Genomic DNA, 18,459 nt, shown 5'->3' on the forward strand with positions numbered 1-18,459 from the left:
GTTGCGATATATACAGCATGATTTTCGATAATTTTATAAATATAAAATTTCTCGCTTCCCCTCCTGATGAGGGGAAGCGAATATAAGTTTAGAATCCTGAAGATAAAGCAAATTGGAAGAATTGCTTTTGATCAAATTGCTGTGGATTCAACGGCTTAGCTAAGCTAAATGACAGTGGTCCAAAAGGGGAGCGCCATTCAAGTGAAACCCCTGCTGAATATCTTAAAGGACCTTCATACTTTCCAGTTAAAGTAGGCAACGTATTGACAGCAAACACGTTACCCGCATCAACAAAGGCTGTGGTGCGCATATTGTCCCGACTCAAAGGATAAGGCAGGATAATTCCGGCAGTTCCACTGAGCAATAAGTTACCGCCCACAGAATTACGGAAATTATCCAATGGTCCTAAAGAGTAACTATCATATCCGCGTACCTGGCCTGGCTGTGCAATACCCCCAGCATAGTAGTTCTCGAAAAATGGCAATCCATTACTGTTAAAGGAATTTCCATAACCTGCAAACCCTTGTACAGAGAAAATCCATCCCCTTCCTATAGGTTGATACATACGTGCTTGATACGACCCTTTATAATAAGACAAAGAGTCCGAGCTCGCTGGTAAAGCAACTACAGCCGAAAGTTGTTGATTAATCCCTCGTGTAGGATATGGAAACTGATCATAACTGTTTCGGTTCCATCCTGTAGATAATCGAATTTGCTGGAAATGGTTTCCATACATTTGCACAAAGTTCTTAATGACTATTACATTTCCAACGCTTTTGATATCTATATCTTGATAACCATAACCCAATTGCCATCGGCTCGTTTCACCCAGTGGTATACTATAATTCACATCAGCACCAAAGCGGTTGGAGCTGTACGTACTTACATTGAGGTTTTTGGGGTCGACGCGAGCATAATAAAGATTTAGACCTCGTCCTATACCTGTTTCAGTATAAAAGGGGTTGTAGTAGTTTATAGTATAGTCTTGCCCCCATTGGCTCGCAGTAAATGCGGCACCCATCGAGCGTCCAGTACCCATAAAGTTATGTTGGTTTACTGAAGCATTCAATTGATAACCGTTAGTACCATAACCAATGGAAGCACTCGCTTCAGCTGAAGGTGCTTCTTCTACTTGCACATCTAAATCAACCTGATTATTTGCTTCTGGTACTGGATTCGTTTTAACATCCACATTTTTCAAATAGCCTAATAAGCGCAATTGCCTTTCAGATTCTTTGATGTTATGCAGAGATAACAATCCGCCTTCATCCTGACGAATTACACTTCTCAGTACATAATCGCTTGTTTTGGTATTACCATGGAATTTAATACGACGAACGTACACGTGCCTGCCTGGCTGTACAATAAAAGTAATGAATACGGTTTTGTTCTCTTCATCGATTTGAGGATCTGCATTAATTGCTGGGAAGCCATAACCTACATCTCCTAAAGCCAAACCAATAGCAGAAATTGTATCAGTTACTTTTTTACGTGAAAAAACTGCACCTTTTTTAACTTGTACTAATGAAGTAATTTTTTCCGGTGCTAATATTGGCTTCCCTACTACTTTATACCCTGAGAAGTGATATTGGGGCCCTTCTTCAATATGAACATTAATGTAAACGTCTTTTCTGTCTGGCGACAGCAATACCTGTGACGATATGATCTTAAACTTTAAGTAACCTCTGTCCATGTAAAAGGAACGTAATGCCTCCAAAGATGCATCCATACCAGATTTGGAATATTGATCTTTTTTAGTAAAGTAGGTAAAGATGCCAGATTTTGATAAAGCGAATTCAGGCAACAATTCATTGGTAGAAAAATCGTGGTTACCTATTATTTTGATTTGTTTAATTCGTGAGACACGTCCCTCAGAAATTGTAACGGTAATTCCCACCCTATTATCGGTTAGAGGAGTAACTCGTGTTTCTATACGTGCATTATATTTACCTCGGGCGTTATAAGCTTGCTTTAATTCTTTTTCCAAACGCTCCAAAGTAGATGTTTGGAAGACACGACCTTTGACCAAGCCCATTTCTTTAAGGAAATCTTTCATCTTGTCACTAGGAATTTCCTTATTTCCTACCACGGTAATTGAGCCTATGGTTGCTCTTTCAATTACATTGACAATTAAAACATTGCCTTGACGTTCCAATGAAACAGATTGAAAAAAACCAGTATCATAAAGGGTTCGAATAATCTCAGCAGTTGATTCTGGACCTATCTCCTCTCCAACTTGAACAGGAATATAGTTGAGTACCGTTCCTGTAGAAACACGTTGCAAACCGGTAACTTTAATACTTCGAACGACGAAAGTATCTGCTGCGATTGTTTGTGCTGACCAGGCTATGAGCGAGGAACAACAAACACCTAATATTAACTTACTGCTGATTTTTTTCATTATTATTTTACGCCCAGTACTACGTGTACTTTTAATAATCAAACTCTGTACACCTAAAATTGAAACACTTTTTATAGGAAGTAGAAACTACTGTCAAGTTTTTGTTCCCTGACTTTGCCAATACTTTGCGATTGTGGACCTAATTAATATCTCCGACTATCCTGCCAGTCTCGATAAATCATTAGTCAATGCAATAAACATTAGAGCGGCTAATAGCAATAAACCTAAATAGGCCCCTGCAGATTTTAAATTATCAGATACAGGCTTGCGTCGAATTGCTTCCAATACATAATACAGTAAATGCCCACCATCCAGCATAGGTATGGGTAACAGATTTAATGCACCCAAGCTGATGCTCACCAAAGCAAGAAAAAATAAATAGGAAGTTAATCCACTGCGCCCAGAATAACCTGCTCCTTGAGCAATACCCACTGGGCCACTAATGCTATTTAATCCCAATTTTCCGGTAACCAACCTACCCATTAAAGTAAATGTAGTAGCGGTCAATTGCACGGTCTGCTTTAATGCGGTCCCTACGGCAGTTAAGGGGTCTTGTTTTTCCAAACGCAACCAATGTTCTGGCCAATTGACCTTTTGTGACCGAACTCCTAAGAACCCTTCTATTTTCCCTTTATTTTCCTGGCTACCAGTTTGTACCACAATTTTTTGTATGTTGCCTTTTCTATTAATAGAGAGAATCACTTGTTTCGCTGGCCGTTCCTGCACGTAACTCACCAAAAACAACCAGTCGTTAAAAGGCTTTCCATCCACGCTTAATATCTTATCGCCATTTTCTAATCCTGCTTTTGCTGCTGGGGAATTGGGGACGACTTCACCAACTATAGGAGGAATTGAAGGAATAAAAGGCTCAATCCCTAAACTTTGGAGCGGATCTGGCTTTTTACTATCCAATTGCCAATTAACCAAAGGTAAAGAAACTTGACGCAGATGTCCATCGACCATAGATTTCAACGTTAATTGGATCGTTTCCTGAGAACCTACAAGCGGCATGATTGCATACTGAAAATCGCGCCAGCTGTTGATCTGAGTATCATTGAGCGCAACAATTTCTTCTTTGGCATGTATTCCAGCATGGGCCGCAATACTATTAGGTTTCACCGATTCAATCATAGGCGCTAAAGACTGCATTCCTATAACCAATACCCACCATAAAGCGACAAAAGCGAAAAGAAAATTAAAAAAAGGACCTGCCAGCACGATTGCAGTTCTTTTCCAAAGAGATTGATTATTAAAGGCTAAATGACGTTCGTTCTCGGCAACATCTCCTTCAGATTCGTCAAGCATTTTGACATAACCGCCAAGAGGAAACAGAGACCAAGCATATTCTGTTCCTTTTTTATCGCGCCAATGCGCCAAAATGGGACCAAAACCAAAAGAAAAACGTAGTACTTTGACACCGCACCAACGTGCCACCTGAAAATGACCATACTCATGGACTGTAACCAATAAGACTAGGGCCAAAAGAAAATACAGCAATGTTGAAAGCATAGCGCAATCCCAAATGAAGTATGCTCGAGAATTACTCTCCTAAAATTCTCCGAGATTTAGATAAAAGTTCTTTCCTGCTATTTCACACTCACAAATAAAGTGAGTCCGAAATAAAATAAAGGTAAAGCTGCAATTAAACTGTCCAAACGGTCTAAAATACCCCCATGACCAGGAATAATAGCGCCTGTATCTTTTAAATGACAACGACGCTTCAATATACTGATGAATAAATCACCAAAGATCGCAATAATTATAGTACATATGGCTAAAACGAACCAATGAACCGCGGCAGTTGGATTAAAATAACCATAGCCAATCCAAGCAACAAGCATAGAAAAAATAACGCCGCCAACAACCCCTTCCCACGACTTTCCTGGACTAACACGCGGAATTAATTTATGTTTTCCTAGAAGCTTTCCACTAATATAAGCCCCTGTATCTGAAACCCAAATTAAAAACAATAAATAAACAAGTAAGGCTTTACCATGAGGCAAATAATATAAGTGAATCAGGCTTTGCACGAATAAGGGTAAGAGCACCAGACATACACCCGCTACAATAACAGGATAACCCCAATACTTCTGAGAGCTGGGGAACCAAAGAATAGCAAGAATATTTAAAGCCCAAATAATTAATCCTGCATATAACCAATAAGAAAAAAGATAATTACATGCCCACAAACAAAAAAACATCAACACAAAAAATCCAGCTTGAAAAGTCCAATTTTTCAAGGGAATTAATTGAAAACACTCTCTGCTTGCAGCAAAAAAAACAAGCAAAACTATTCCTGCCAAAAGCCACTGATTGCCATAAAAAATAAGCCATAAAACCAAGGGCACTAAAATCAGAGTTGTAATTAAGCGCTGCAAGAACATAATTTTGCCCTTCTTAATGTGAAAAATGAATTAGGAAATTTGCCCAAATCTTCTTTTTCTTTTATTAAATGAAGCTAAAGCCAACTCAAGTTCATGTTCACCGAAGTCCGGCCAATGAACCTCGCTAAAATATAGCTCTGTATAAGCAAGCTGCCAGAGGAAAAAATTACTAATTCGCAATTCACCGCTGGTGCGTATAAATAAATCAGGATCGGGTAACCCTTCCGTATCCAAATAATGAGCAAAATTGGTTTCGTTTATCTCTTCTATAGACAATTCACCATTCAATACAGAGAGGGCTATTTTTTTTGCTGCATTTACCAAATCCCATTTACCACCATAATTTACAACTACATTTAAAATTAATTGCTCATTATTTGCCGTCAAAAGTTCCGCTTCTTGCATTTGCTTTTGCAACACAGGTGAAAGCACACTACGGTCTCCAGTAAATCGCATGCGTATTCCGTGCTGATTCAATTCAAAAATTTCCTTTCGCAAGGACTCCAGAAATAGCTCCATTAAAAAATTAACTTCCTCTGCCGGCCTGCACCAGTTTTCAGAGCTAAAAGCAAATAAGCTAAGACAAGGAATTCCTTTAGCCATGCAGCAGCGAATCATTTTTTTTACTGACTCAACGCCCGCTTTATGACCTTCAATTCGGGGCAGCCCCCTACTTTCAGCCCAACGACCGTTTCCATCCATAATAATGGCAACATGCTGAGGTTTTTGTTCCAAACTACTCTTCCCAATCTAATAAATGGTGCATAGTCTAACCTTTTTAATACAAAATTGTCACTATTCACTCTTGTAAGTTAATAATGTAATACACTATTTTAGAAAAAAAATACCATATCAATGAGTGGTAGGCATACCTTAATTTTAACAGCTTAATGAACTATGAGAGAAGTGAATACATTACGAAATACCTGCTAAATAATGTATAATCCACCCACCAGATTTGACTGTATTCTACGGAGAATTGCATGCAAAAAAAAGCAACCTTGTTGCTCATGATCTTAGATGGCTGGGGCTATAATGAAAATAATAAACATAATGCTATTGCCCAAGCCAACACACCTCAATGGGATGAATGGTGGAACAGTTGTCCCCATATTCTTTTGCAAGCATCGGGGTTTGCCGTGGGTTTACCTGATGCACAAATGGGTAATTCAGAAGTAGGACATATGCATATTGGTGCAGGTAGAGTAATACAACAAGATTACACGCGCATTAACGAAAGCATAAAGAATGGAGAATTTGCCAATAACCCAGTTTTCCATGATGTAATTTCCACATTGCAAAAAACTGAAAAATCGTTACACATCATGGGGTTGTTTTCCCCAGGAGGCGTTCACAGTCACGAACATCATTTATTTGCCCTACTCAACTTATGTGCCCAGCACAAGTTTACTTCTGTATATTTGCATTTATTTTTAGATGGGCGAGACACTCCGCCGCAAAGTGTGTTACCAAGCTTGGCGCGCCTCAATGCAGAGTTAAAAACACATCCGGTAGCCCGCGTGTGTTCGATTAGCGGACGCTATTATGCTATGGACAGAGACAATCGTTGGGAAAGAATAGAGCCAGTCTATACTTTATTAACTCAAGGCAAGAGTGAGCATCATTTTTCGGATGCAGAAACAGCGATAAAGTCTTATTATCAACAAGAGCTGTCTGATGAATTCATACCACCCACTCTTATAGGCAAAGAGAAAGCAATCGAAGATGGCGATGCTATTTTCTTCTTTAATTTTCGAGCAGACAGAGCCCGACAATTAACTGCGGCCTTTATTGATCCCGCATTTAAAAAATTCAACCGGGCCGTACAACCTCGATTATCTTATTTTGTCAGTATGACTCAATACGATAAAAAATTGCCCACGACCCAAGCCTTCCCTCCTATTCTTTTAAATAACACTTTAGGAGAAGTTCTCGCAGCCCATGGCTTAAGTCAATTACGCATTGCAGAAACAGAAAAATATGCCCATGTTACTTTTTTCTTCAATGGTGGAAATGAAAATGTTTTTACTCACGAAGAAAGGATCTTGATTGCATCCCCCAAAGTTACCACATATGATTTACAGCCTGAAATGAGCGCACCCCAATTAACAGAATGCTTGGTCGAGGCAATTAACAGTCATGCTTATGATGTCATTATTTGTAATTATGCCAATGCCGATATGGTAGGACATAGCGGGGATTTTAAAGCTACAATTCGCGCAATAGAATGCCTTGATCAATGCATGAGTAAAGTCTGGAATGCACTGGAAAAACAAGGTGGAAAATTACTCATTACAGCGGATCATGGTAATGCGGAAGAAATGTTTGACGAAACAACGCGTCAAGCACATACTGCTCATACTAGTGAACCTGTACCCTTAGTATACGTCGGTGGTCATTGGCATTTTTCCCGAAACGAAGGCAGCTTAATTGACATCGCGCCAACCATGCTGGCTTTACTAGGAATTACTCCTCCCGTGGAAATGACAGGTCATCAATTGTTAGAAAAAGATACTCATGAATAAACGGAATTACACTGTTTCTTTTAACTTATGTTGCTCTGATGTTAAAAATTACTGCGTTTACAGTTCTAGAACAATCAGAGAACAATTAAAATTTAATAGCAGGCCTCTTTCGAAACTTGCGAAAGAAGTGAAAAGGGCTATGAAGCGCAGAACCGCAGTGTGTACACCAATACAGAATTCAGTCATTTTATCGACGAAGCAATCCTCTTCTGGAGCAAACTTTCGAAAGATGTCTGCAGGATGGAATCGTACCATCTATGTTACCGGATTGGTTTTTTGCATGCTGTTCTGCTTTGAAGTGCATGCAAAGTCGACTTCCACCGTACTGCAAACACAAAATAAATTAAAGCAATTGGACGCGCAAATTAACACCCTTCAACGAACCTTAAACTCAGCCCATGATAAACGAGGTGTTTTAAATAAGGAATTGTCAGAAACGGAAAAGCAAATTGGTGAAGGAATTCACAAGCTGCATTCCATCCAGGATGACATTAAGAATAAAGAAAATAGAATTACTGACTTACAAAATCAAGTAAATCAATTAAATCAACAGCTGATTACCCAACAACAATTATTAGCCAATCATGTACGTGCTCGTTATCAAATGGGTGAATATCAGCCGCTTAAATTACTGCTGAATCAGGATGATCCCAATAAAGTGAGTCGGATTCTAACGTACTATCAATATATTGTTAAATCACGACAACAACTTATTGATAAAATTGATAAAACACGAATGAGTCTCAGTGAGAGTAAAGAAAAACTCCGGGTAGAACTTATTGCGAACAAACAACTAAAAACAGAGCTTACTCAGCATCAGCAACTACTGCAACAAAATAAAAGTTATCATACTGCTTTAATTCAATCACTGAATCATGAAATTCAAGATAATCAAAACACCTTGCGCGAGGTGCGAAAAAATAAAGAGAATTTAGCACGCCTGCTCAAGTCATTAGCGCAACAAAGTAGTACCCCCACAAGCAAACCTTTTAACCAACCAAGCAAGCCCTTTAGTCAGATGCGCAAAAAATTGCCGGTTCCGATCCAGGGTCAGGGCCATTCTCTACGTAAAATGAACCAGGGAGTGACATTTTTTGCCGAGGAAGGAACAGTAGTTACTGCCGTTTACTCCGGGAAAGTAGTATTTAGCGATTGGCTTAAAGGATATGGTTTACTTCTTATCATTGATCACGGTCAAGGTTTTATGACTTTATACGCCCATAACCAATCTTTATTTAAAAGCAAAGGCCAATATGTCCATCAAAATGAACAAATTGCAAGCGTAGGACATACCGGCGGAATTAAACAAAACGGTCTATACTTTGAAATAAGACTAAAGGGAAAAGCTATTCCACCACTTAATTGGTTGTCGTAGATTAACCCTGGCACCTTAATTGCATTTCAAAAATTATAATAAAGAAGATGGCTTATTTTGTAGCCTTGCATCTGAGGAGATCGCTATGTTGATAAGAAAATTATATCCATACTCGCTTGCGATAGTATATGCGTTTACTCTTATGTTCCCTCTGACAAGTTTTGCAGAAGATGAGGTGGATACAGATACTTCAACAAGCTCCAGTACTTCTAAAGCGGTTCCTTTAGAAGATGTGCAACGATTTTCTAATGCCATAGGCGAAATTAAAAAATACTACGTTAAACCGATTGACGATAAAGAACTTTTTGATAATGCCATTCGTGGGATGCTGAGTGGCCTTGATCCACACTCCAGTTACTTGGATGAAGAAGAATTTAAAGACTTGCAAACATCAACAAGCGGTGAATTTGGTGGCTTAGGGTTAGAAGTTACCATGGAAGATGGCGTGGTTAAAGTAGTTACTCCTCTGGTTGACACCCCAGCTTTTAAAGCAGGGATCAAATCTGGCGACTACATTATTAAATTAGGAAAAGAATCCGTTCAAGGTCTTTCTCTTAAAGATGCAGTCAACCTTATGCGTGGTAAAGCTGGAAGTACCATCCAATTGACTGTACTACGTAAAGGGGTAAATAAAGCACTTACTTTTGATTTAATACGCGAAATTATTCAAATTAAAAGTGTACAAAGCAAAATACTTGCTCCAGGATATGGTTACATTCGCTTAACTCAATTCCAAGCATTGACTGGAAAAGATATGTTACAAGCCATTGATAGATTAAAACAACAATCTGGAGGGGATTTAAAAGGTTTAATACTGGATTTACGTAACAACCCAGGAGGATTGCTTGATTCAGCAATTCAGGTTTCTGATGCATTTCTTGGTAAAGACAAATCAGGTAAGCCAGAAACAATTGTCTCAACTAAAGGACGTTTGCCTGGGTCGGACTTTACTGCCATAGCTAAGGGAGTTGATATCTTACATAATGCCCCAATGGTAGTATTAATTAATAATGGTTCTGCATCTGCGGCCGAAATTGTTGCCGGAGCGCTCAAAGACAATAAAAGAGCGGTTATTCTTGGTACAACAAGCTTTGGCAAAGGTTCAGTACAAACCGTATTGCCACTGGATGATAAAACCGGGATTAAGTTAACTACCGCTCTTTATTACACCCCATCAGGAACATCAATTCAAGCTCAAGGAATTATACCTGATATCGTGGTTAATGAGGTGGAGATTCCTAAAACTGCTGCGAAATCTTCTGAACTCACTGGATTTAGTGAAGCAAGTCTTAATGGGCATTTAGTGAATAAGAATAATTCGGAAACCATAAAACCTAAAGACGTCAAAGCACAAATTGATGAGTTAATGCATAATGATTATCAACTCTATGCTGCTTTAACCGTCTTGGAGGGTATGGCTTTAGCTAACAGATAATTAGCCCTTGAGCGGGAAAAGGAGTCAAAAGGAGTTGATTTAAACCAACTCACTGAGGCTCCTCTTCTTTTATAGAGTAAAAATTGTTGCCCGGATGCAGGCAACTAGCAAATCTGAGTAATTTAAATAGGATTAGGCTGTAAGTATTTGCTTCTTATAAGAAACACCATTTTTATTTAAATTAAATGTACCCATTACCCCTATCCCAGATTCAAGCGCCAACAAATGTGTTGCAATCGCCTGACTGGAAAAATCAGGATAAGTTTTCAAAGCAAGCAAAGCACTCCTGTGGAGCAGGTGGAATATATCAAAAGCATAACCTGCTTCACTGGTAGGATGACTAAGGTATTCTTGTTTATATTGATCAATAAATTCTGGTTTCATTGATTTAGTCAAGACAGCAGACTGTTTGTGATTAGGGCTTTGTGCCTGAAAATTATTCTTCCCATCCGCAATTATTGAGTCATCGGTGAGGCAAAAATGAATAATATTATTTTTTTTCGCTAAAGGTGCAACTAAAGCGCCGCTTTCAGCTCCTTCAGTCAGTAAGATATTAATATGATGTGCCTCGATAAATTTTTGCACAGTTTTTGCTGCATGAACATTACTTAGCATTTTATCCAGAGTATAAAACTCATAGTTAATCTCCGAGGATGATAACTGCTCGCGCGCAATTTCCATTGCTCCCAGCATATTTCTACCAATAAAAGCAGATTCATTGGAAAAGGGAGCATAAATCCCAACATTGATTGTCATTTTGGTTTTATCTTGAGCTTTGTCCAAACCAGATGCCGCTTCACAAAAACTTACTGCTGTTAGCAATACTAAAAAGGCACCTAAGAAAGTATAAATTTTTGATAAAAAATAATTCATATTCATCATCCTAATTGATTAGACTCTATATTAATCTCATTTAAACGAATGTTGAGCTCTTTTTCCTACAGGCCCAATACCCGCTTTTCTACTCTCCTGATAGTCACTGCATAGTAAGGGCTCATTTGATTGCCCAAAGAACAGTAAAATTATTTTGCTATGAATAGAATCCAAATACAATGGTTGGGATTTAATAATAATTGTGCGATAATCCCATAAAATTGACATATTTTCGAATACAATGAACTATATTAAATCAATTGCACTTCTGACCAGCCTATTTTTTTTCTCTTTTGCTCAAGCGAATGTTCAATCCTATTTTGATCAAATAAAGAATGATCCCAATGCCTTATATGCCTTTTTTAAGAATATGCCTAAAGGTGGAGAGTTACATTATCATTTAGCTGGGGGTGCATATCCAGAAGTCATGCTGGAACTCGCATCTAAAGATAATTATTGCTTGAATCCAACCAATTGGGCAATCAGTAAAAACCCTGCAATCTGTCATGGTATAGATACTAAAGATCTGTTTAATCATCCTGAACTCTATGCAAATACCGTCAAAAGTTGGTCTATGAAAGATTTTGTTCCAGGGAAAGAATCTGGGCATGATCATTTTTTCAGCTCGTTCTACAAATTCAATGCAATAGTGGCTGATCATCACCCTGAATTAGTCGCAGCAGTGCTGCAAACGGCAGCGCAACAAAATGAACACTACATGGAATTAATGATTTTACCGGATAACGCTCATTCAGCCAGCTTCGGTGATATGCTTAAAAATACAACTTCGTTTAGCCAAAAAAGAAAGCTTTTATTAGCTAACCAGGATTTTCAGGGTAATATCAATTATACTGCAGTAGAGTCTAATCGAATACTGCAACAAGCTCACCAGGAATTAGGCTGTGATACTAATCCAGAAAAGAAAGCCTGCCAAATCAAAGTTAAATTTTTGTATTATTCACTTAGAGAACAATCTTTAGATAACCTTTTTGCACAAACTCTGAATGCTTTTGAAGCAGTAAGCCAATCCATGGAAAGTAAAGGTGCGCTTGTTGGTGTTAATTTAGTACAGCCTGAAGATGGTATTATTTCTTTACGCGACTATCGCAAACAGATGCAAATGTATCAGTATCTACACGGGGTATACCCACAGGTCAATATTGCATTGCATGCAGGTGAATTAACTCAGGAAATAGTTACTCCAGAAGAGTTGGATTATCACATTCATGATGCACTTTTTACTGGTCAAGCGCAAAGGGTTGGGCATGGGGTAGATATTGCCCATGAAAATAATGTGAAGAACACTTTAAATTACATGGCTAAGCATCATAAGCCGGTAGAAATTAATCTAATTAGTAACCTTAAAATATTAAAAGTTGCAGGTCGCAGCCATCCGTTGAATTTTTATCTTAAGCATCATGTTCCTGTTGTTTTATCTACTGATGATGAAGGTATCTTGCGAACCAATTTAAGCCAGCAATATGTAGAAGCCGCATTGAATCATGATCTGGATTATCAAACCCTAAAGCAAATCAATAGAAATGCACTAACTTATGCATTTTTACCTGGAAACAGCATATGGTCTGATGCAGAAAAAGCCCAATTGATCCCCGATTGCCAGGATTTAGAGAGTAAAGGCTGCCAGCAGTTTATAAAAGCAAACGAGAAAGCACAATTGCAGTGGAATTTAGAACAAAAATTACGTGCGTTTGAAAATAAATTTTAGATATCTATTTTTTGTGGCCTAAAAGAGTAAAGCGTAACCCGGGGAAAATATCTATATCTAGACTAAAAAAACCCGGGTTACGCTTGGCGACACCCAGGCTACACTGTTCATTTATGCAAACCGATACGAATTAAATTTTGAATGGATCTCGTAAAATAATCGTCGAATCACGTTCTGGGCCGGTTGATAATATATCAATAGGTACCTTGAGCAGATTTTCTATTCGTTTTATATAGGCAAGAGCATTCGCAGGTAAATCATTTATATTCGTAATATCAGCAGTAGATTCTTGCCAGCCTGGCATTTCTTCGTAAACAGGCTCTAAACCTTGAAAATCAGCGGCTGATTGGGGGGGGCGAGAAATTAAATTACCTGTTTCATCTTTATAAGCCACAGCAATGCGCAATATATCTAATTTATCCAGAACATCCAGTTTGGTGATGCATAATCCCGTAATACTATTTAACTCAATTGAATGTTTTAAAAGAACTGCATCAAACCATCCACAGCGCCTAGGTCTTCCAGTAACAGCCCCAAACTCCTGCCCACGTTCAGCAATCTGTTTACCCACTTCATCAAAAAGCTCGGTTGGGAAAGGACCACCGCCAACACGTGTAGTATAAGCTTTAGTAATCCCTAAAATATAGTCAAGGTATTTGGGACCAAATCCCGCACCATTAACTACCGAACCCACACAAGTATTCGATGAAGTAACAAAAGGATACGTGCCATGATCAATGTCCAGATAGACCCCTTGCGCTCCTTCAAATAAAATATTATCCCCTTGCTCTCTATGATCATGCAAACAAGCAGAAACATCACAAACCATTGGGCGTAATTCCTTAGCCCAGTGTAAAGCAGAATCCAATAAAGGGTTAAGATCCACAGCTGACTGCTTGAAATATTGAGTTAAAATAAAGTTATAGTATTCCAAAAGATCGATCAATTTTTTTTCAAAACGCTGTGGATGAAATAAATCGCTGACCTTTATCGCACGACGGGCAATTTTGTCTTCATACGCGGGACCTATACCACGTCCGGTTGTACCAATCGCTGAGTCTCCCATATGTGCTTCACGTGCTTTATCCATAGCAACATGACAAGGGAGTATCAGCGGGCAAGCCATACTAATACGTAAGCGGGAACGGACATCAATTCCACTTTGTTCTAATTCTTTAATTTCTCCCAATAGAGCATCGGGCGAAAGAACTACACCATTTGCAATGTAGCATGTGACGTGAGGTCTTAACATGCCAGAGGGAATAAGGCGAAGAACCGTTTTCACCCCATTAATTTTTAAGGTATGACCTGCATTATGACCACCTTGATAACGGACAACAACCTGCGCATCGTGGGTTAATAAATCGACTATTTTACCCTTGCCTTCATCGCCCCACTGCGTTCCTAAAACAACAACATTTTTACCCATGATAAACCTTAATTTGCACAATGCTTGTTCGTCGCTCTAAATTGCGAATCACTAAAACCCAATTTCACTAAAAATAGTCACTACCCAACCCATGCAGGGTTTTCTTCTTAAAAGAAAAGATTCCGAAAATACGTGCGCATATCCGTTGATGTGATGCATTTTCAGAATATTTTTCACTCAACCTGCATTCAAATCTGGACGCTCGCCACGATTTTAGTACAGGGATGAATAGTTACCAAAATCTGACATTATAGTTACTTTTTAGCAGGTACACCATCATTTTTTGGTGCGGCCGTTTTAAAATAATCAAAAAATGCACTACTTTGATCCAGTACCAAAATATCTTTTCTACTGTTAAAACTCTCTTTATATGCGAGCAAGCTGCGATATAAAGCAAAAAAATCCTTATCTTTATTGTATGCCTCCGCATACATTGCTGCTGCGCGCGCTTTTCCAATAGCTCTTACCTTTTGGGCATTACTACGGGTTTTTGCTAACAAAACCATCACATCAGCGTCAGCCTTTGCTTTTATTTCTTCAGCAGCTGCCTGACCATCAGCACGATGCCTATTCGCAATTTTTTGCATGTCTGCACGCATGCGTTGATAAATTGCATTACTGGTATTGGCTGGCAACTCTATTCCTTTAATACGGACATCAACAACAATAATACCTAACCCACCTGCTTGCTTTTGGGCAGCCTGACGCAGTAACTCCATTAAATCGTCACGACCACCAGATACTACTTCGGGAATGGTACGTTTACCGAACTGAGCACGCAATAATGTGTTTAATTGTTGTTCCAATAATGTTTCTGCTTTAAATTCACTGCCGCCAGTTGATTTAAAATACTGGGCCAAATCAGTAATTTGCCATTTAACATAATAATCAACCATTACGTCCTTTTTTTCCTTGGTAACAATTCGGGTTGATTTAATATCCATTGTCTGAATACGAGTATCAAAAATGCGCACATTTTCGATAAACGGTATTTTAAAATGCAATCCAGGTTTTAAGACTTTAACTTTATTAGTCGACTCATCATTGACCAGACGACCTAAACGTAAAAGAATACCTTGCTGCCCTTGTGTTATGGTAAACACACTGGTCAATAAAAAGAGAAGTATTAAAAAGATCAAAATACCAAGGGTTCTACCCATCGTTTTCATTATTCATTTCTCCCTTGTCGATAAACAGGTCTAGTAAATTCACGACCATCGACCAAATTCTCTGTCTCGCTGGTTTCATCACCTTCAACATTGCCATTTTTTGCGATTTCATGCGGGAAACCTGATGTTTTTTCGAACAATTTATCCAAAGGTAAATACAACAAATTACCTGATTTGCTATCAACAATGATCTTACTGCTCTGACTTAATACTTGTTGCATTGTTTCCAAATACATACGTTCTGCTGTAACTATTGGGGCCGCAGTATATTGAGGCAGCAAGGCTAAGAATTCAGAAACCTGTCCTTGGGCCTTCAGCACAACCTGTTTGGAATAGGCTTCTGCCTCTTGCTGGATACGACTCGCCTTTCCTTCCGCAATCGGTACCACTTTCGCCGCATAGGCATAAGCTTGTTCTTTAAAGCGTTTTTCATCTTCCTGTGCCTTAATCGCATCGTCAAAAGCATCTTGCACACTTTCAGGCGCACGTGCTGGTTGGGGTGAGACATTAACAATCACAATACCTGTTTTATATAAATCCAATGTCTTTATCAAAGTATCTTGTACTGTGTTACCCCAAACTTCACGTCCTTCAGTGATCATTTGATCTAACGTAGTTGTTCCGACTACTTGTCTTAGAGCACTTGAAGTGGCTTGTTGCAAACTTTCTTCGGGATTAGCTACATTAAATAAATAATCCTCAAGATCGCCAATGCGGTATTGTACAGCTAAAGACACGGAAACCAGATTTTCATCACGGGTAAGCATTTGTCCAGAATAGGAATAATCCAAAACTCTATCCACATTCATGATAATTTTGGAAGAAACAATTCTTGGTATCCAATGTGGTCCTGGCCCCACAGTTTCAACATATTTGCCAAAACGAAGAATAACCGCTTGCTCCGCAGGATCAACAATAAAGATGCCAGAAAGTACCCAAAGGATAAAAGCAATTAAGATAACAACGAGAGTTACCAAACCACCATTTGATTTTTTGGACGGCTCATTACCTGTTTTAGCAGAACCACCTCCAAAGAACTTCTTCAATTTGTCATGAACACGTTTAAGAGCGTCATCCAAATCTGGAGGCTGATTTTTACCCTTCCAGGGATCTTTGCCTTTATCTGGCTCATTCCACCCCATGTACTACTCTCCTGGCAAATTCTATGAAAACTAGAATTCTATGGGGTATATGAAGTTTAAGCAAGTTCTCCGGGTGTAATTAACTCAATATGGATTCTTAATTTTTTCACAGAGCATGAATTTCTTGAGATCGCCGGATAGGGTAAAGGAGTTAAATCCCGCAGCTCCTATTGACATTTTCCTCTAAGATCAATATTCCAAATATCCACTACAATATCATTTTCAGTAATAAAAAATTGATTAAATAAGTTAATAGTTGGGTCACAATGTGGAACAATAAGTTCTAAAACTTCACCATATGCTGGTAATGGAGCACCATTTACTGCAGTAACTTTGCCATGCTCATCACCAAATCCCCCCCAATCATATTCCAATCCCTGATGACTGATAATCTGGGGCTTTTGTTGATCTACATAAATGGATTTTGTACCTGCATCTACGGTAATATGTTCTGTTCTATTATTACTGATGACTGTGGTCAAAAGGGTCATTGCCGGTTTAAATAGGTTAAAATGCTTCTCATTACTTTTTGAACCAATAGCAGCGTATTGAACATCCATAACTGTATAAGAACCTGGTTGAATTTCAGTTACCTCCGCCGCATCAACATCAATATCATAAGTTCCCGTTCCGCTTCCGGTTAATATAGGGCAGTTAAGACCGTTTTCTCTAAAACTTTTTACAAGATTGCTTGCCATTTCCATCGTTTGCAATGATTTCCTTTTTCGCTCACTAAAGGAAGAAATATGTTGTAAATTCCCCGCATAACATTGAATTCCCATCAAGTTCAGCCAGGGTAATTGCTCAATCTCCAAAGCAAAATTTAAAGCACTTTCTGGTTTAATACCGGTACGCCCTATTCCTGGATCCACATCCACTAACACATGAATCATTTTTTTATTGTGTGCTCCAGCTTCATTTAAGGCAATGATATTTTCTTTATTATCTGCGACTATCAAAGTAGAGGGAGCTTTTTCCAGGCACGAAATAAGTCTGGAAATTTTATTTTTTGTGACAATTGGAGAAGTAATCAATACATTGGGTATTTTATTATGAATCAAAACTTCAGCTTCTGAGATTTTCGCGACACTAACACCAATTGCGCCGTATTCAATCTGTAAACGAGCTAGTTTGGAGCACTTATGCGTTTTACAATGAGGCCTAATATTTACATTATTTTCAATGGAATGTTTACGCATGACCTCTAGATTGGCTTTTAAAATGTTTTTATCAATTAATAAACAAGGAGTGTCCAACGCTGTTTTTCTTAGACCTAAGGCTGCCTTTGACATTCTATTCCTCATGAAATAGGGTCTATTTACATTTCGCTAGATTGAGCCAAGAGAGTAGAAATGGACCCTAATCTGCACTCAACATCACTCGAATTCCTATATAAACTAACAAACCACCAAACACACGACTTAATGCGGCTTGAAAATGAGTAAATACTTTTCGAACATTATCCGATTGCAGGAATAAAACGAGCAAAGGCCAATAAAACGCAGACTCAGAAACAAATACTCCGGCAACTAAAGCTTTATCACCAATTGATGCGTGTATTGATACAAACTGAGTAAAGACGCTAAGTAGAAAAACTGCAAGTTTTGGGTTTAAAGCATTACACAAGACACCTTCAATATAAGCCCTTGAAACGGTTATATTTTTTGTCAAAGAGAAGTCCTGACTTATTTTCATAGATCGCTTAAATTTTAAGCCTTTTAATCCAAGATAAATTAAATAACATGCGCCTGCATATTTTATCGCGGTATAGAGAACAATACTTTGAGTAATAATTAACGCCAATCCCAAAATACAATAAGTAGCATGAAAAAGACATCCAGTGACAATACCTAAGGCTGTTGCCAAAGCCTGACGCCTGGGATACAAAAGCGCATTTTTTGTAACAAGTATAAAATCTGGTCCAGGACTAATCATGCCAACAAAACAAATCATGATTAAAAGTAATAAGTTAATATTCATAATCACCATGTCTCAACAAA

At 38.5% G+C, this 18,459-nt stretch carries 14 protein-coding genes; 4 read left to right on the forward strand and 10 right to left on the reverse strand.

All coding sequences use genetic code 11. The features are described 5' to 3' along the window. Positions 1-88: 88 nt before the first annotated feature. The 4 genes from bamA to uppS all read right to left on the reverse strand — a co-directional run bounded on the left by bamA (position 89) and on the right by uppS (position 5,487). Positions 89-2,401, reverse strand: coding sequence for an outer membrane protein assembly factor BamA (gene bamA, locus LXO92_RS15875; RefSeq protein WP_182350506.1), 2,313 nt, complete (start codon positions 2,399-2,401; stop codon positions 89-91). A 156-nt stretch (positions 2,402-2,557) separates the two neighbouring features. Beyond that, positions 2,558-3,910, reverse strand: a complete 1,353-nt coding sequence (gene rseP / locus LXO92_RS15880; protein ID WP_182350508.1) for an RIP metalloprotease RseP — start codon at positions 3,908-3,910, stop codon at positions 2,558-2,560. Positions 3,911-3,987: 77 nt separating this feature from the next. Further along, positions 3,988-4,785 carry a phosphatidate cytidylyltransferase gene (locus tag LXO92_RS15885; protein ID WP_182350509.1) on the reverse strand — a complete coding sequence of 266 codons (798 nt, stop codon included), beginning with the start codon at positions 4,783-4,785 and terminating at the stop codon, positions 3,988-3,990. A gap of 30 nt (positions 4,786-4,815) precedes the next feature. Beyond that, positions 4,816-5,487 carry a polyprenyl diphosphate synthase gene (uppS, locus tag LXO92_RS15890; RefSeq protein WP_232891336.1) on the reverse strand — a complete coding sequence of 224 codons (672 nt, stop codon included), beginning with the start codon at positions 5,485-5,487 and terminating at the stop codon, positions 4,816-4,818. A 281-nt stretch (positions 5,488-5,768) separates the two neighbouring features. Here uppS and gpmI point away from each other — a divergent pair, with 281 nt between their 5' ends. The 3 genes from gpmI (at position 5,769) to LXO92_RS15905 (ending at position 10,120) form a co-directional block, all read left to right on the forward strand. Further along, positions 5,769-7,310 carry a 2,3-bisphosphoglycerate-independent phosphoglycerate mutase gene (gene gpmI / locus LXO92_RS15895; RefSeq protein ID WP_182350513.1) on the forward strand — a complete coding sequence of 514 codons (1,542 nt, stop codon included), beginning with the start codon at positions 5,769-5,771 and terminating at the stop codon, positions 7,308-7,310. Between the two features lie 229 nt (positions 7,311-7,539). Next, a complete protein-coding gene (locus LXO92_RS15900; RefSeq protein ID WP_182352876.1) occupies positions 7,540-8,685 on the forward strand; it encodes a murein hydrolase activator EnvC family protein in 1,146 nt (381 codons plus the stop codon). Positions 8,686-8,770: 85 nt separating this feature from the next. Continuing rightward, positions 8,771-10,120, forward strand: coding sequence for a S41 family peptidase (locus LXO92_RS15905; protein WP_182350514.1), 1,350 nt, complete (start codon positions 8,771-8,773; stop codon positions 10,118-10,120). A gap of 132 nt (positions 10,121-10,252) precedes the next feature. Here LXO92_RS15905 and LXO92_RS15910 read toward each other — a convergent pair whose 3' ends face one another. Next, positions 10,253-10,993, reverse strand: a complete 741-nt coding sequence (locus LXO92_RS15910) for a type 1 periplasmic-binding domain-containing protein (protein ID WP_182350515.1) — start codon at positions 10,991-10,993, stop codon at positions 10,253-10,255. Positions 10,994-11,234: 241 nt separating this feature from the next. Here LXO92_RS15910 and LXO92_RS15915 point away from each other — a divergent pair, with 241 nt between their 5' ends. Next, positions 11,235-12,719, forward strand: coding sequence for an adenosine deaminase family protein (locus LXO92_RS15915; RefSeq protein ID WP_182350517.1), 1,485 nt, complete (start codon positions 11,235-11,237; stop codon positions 12,717-12,719). Positions 12,720-12,849: 130 nt separating this feature from the next. On the opposite strand, the gene LXO92_RS15920 is transcribed toward LXO92_RS15915, so the two are convergent. The 5 genes from LXO92_RS15920 to LXO92_RS15940 form a co-directional block, all read right to left on the reverse strand. Next, complete coding sequence (locus tag LXO92_RS15920; RefSeq protein ID WP_182350518.1) at positions 12,850-14,148, reverse strand: adenylosuccinate synthase; 1,299 nt, start codon at positions 14,146-14,148, stop codon at positions 12,850-12,852. Between the two features lie 254 nt (positions 14,149-14,402). Further along, complete coding sequence (gene hflC, locus LXO92_RS15925; protein ID WP_182350519.1) at positions 14,403-15,317, reverse strand: protease modulator HflC; 915 nt, start codon at positions 15,315-15,317, stop codon at positions 14,403-14,405. Continuing rightward, complete coding sequence (gene hflK, locus LXO92_RS15930; protein WP_182350520.1) at positions 15,317-16,459, reverse strand: FtsH protease activity modulator HflK; 1,143 nt, start codon at positions 16,457-16,459, stop codon at positions 15,317-15,319. Before hflK ends, hflC begins: the two co-directional genes overlap by 1 nt. Positions 16,460-16,626: 167 nt before the next feature. Continuing rightward, positions 16,627-17,751, reverse strand: coding sequence for a DSD1 family PLP-dependent enzyme (locus LXO92_RS15935; RefSeq protein ID WP_232891313.1), 1,125 nt, complete (start codon positions 17,749-17,751; stop codon positions 16,627-16,629). 67 nt (positions 17,752-17,818) lie between these two features. After that, positions 17,819-18,439, reverse strand: a complete 621-nt coding sequence (locus tag LXO92_RS15940) for a LysE family translocator (RefSeq protein WP_182350522.1) — start codon at positions 18,437-18,439, stop codon at positions 17,819-17,821. Between the last annotated feature and the right edge of the window lie 20 nt (positions 18,440-18,459).

Source organism: Legionella resiliens (assembly GCF_021344005.1).
Taxonomy (GTDB): Bacteria; Pseudomonadota; Gammaproteobacteria; order Legionellales; family Legionellaceae; genus Legionella; species Legionella resiliens.

What these genes read in the sequence shown, in the direction of transcription:
- bamA (WP_182350506.1), bottom strand. Translation starts at nt 2,401, where the DNA reads ATGAAAAAAATCAGCAGTAAGTTAATATTAGGTGTTTGTTGTTCCTCG.
- rseP (WP_182350508.1), bottom strand. Translation starts at nt 3,910, where the DNA reads ATGCTTTCAACATTGCTGTATTTTCTTTTGGCCCTAGTCTTATTGGTT.
- LXO92_RS15885 (WP_182350509.1), bottom strand. Translation starts at nt 4,785, where the DNA reads ATGTTCTTGCAGCGCTTAATTACAACTCTGATTTTAGTGCCCTTGGTT.
- uppS (WP_232891336.1), bottom strand. Translation starts at nt 5,487, where the DNA reads ATGGATGGAAACGGTCGTTGGGCTGAAAGTAGGGGGCTGCCCCGAATT.
- gpmI (WP_182350513.1), top strand. Translation starts at nt 5,769, where the DNA reads ATGCAAAAAAAAGCAACCTTGTTGCTCATGATCTTAGATGGCTGGGGC.
- LXO92_RS15900 (WP_182352876.1), top strand. Translation starts at nt 7,540, where the DNA reads ATGTCTGCAGGATGGAATCGTACCATCTATGTTACCGGATTGGTTTTT.
- LXO92_RS15905 (WP_182350514.1), top strand. Translation starts at nt 8,771, where the DNA reads ATGTTGATAAGAAAATTATATCCATACTCGCTTGCGATAGTATATGCG.
- LXO92_RS15910 (WP_182350515.1), bottom strand. Translation starts at nt 10,993, where the DNA reads ATGAATTATTTTTTATCAAAAATTTATACTTTCTTAGGTGCCTTTTTA.
- LXO92_RS15915 (WP_182350517.1), top strand. Translation starts at nt 11,235, where the DNA reads ATGAACTATATTAAATCAATTGCACTTCTGACCAGCCTATTTTTTTTC.
- LXO92_RS15920 (WP_182350518.1), bottom strand. Translation starts at nt 14,148, where the DNA reads ATGGGTAAAAATGTTGTTGTTTTAGGAACGCAGTGGGGCGATGAAGGC.
- hflC (WP_182350519.1), bottom strand. Translation starts at nt 15,317, where the DNA reads ATGAAAACGATGGGTAGAACCCTTGGTATTTTGATCTTTTTAATACTT.
- hflK (WP_182350520.1), bottom strand. Translation starts at nt 16,459, where the DNA reads ATGGGGTGGAATGAGCCAGATAAAGGCAAAGATCCCTGGAAGGGTAAA.
- LXO92_RS15935 (WP_232891313.1), bottom strand. Translation starts at nt 17,751, where the DNA reads ATGTCAAAGGCAGCCTTAGGTCTAAGAAAAACAGCGTTGGACACTCCT.
- LXO92_RS15940 (WP_182350522.1), bottom strand. Translation starts at nt 18,439, where the DNA reads ATGAATATTAACTTATTACTTTTAATCATGATTTGTTTTGTTGGCATG.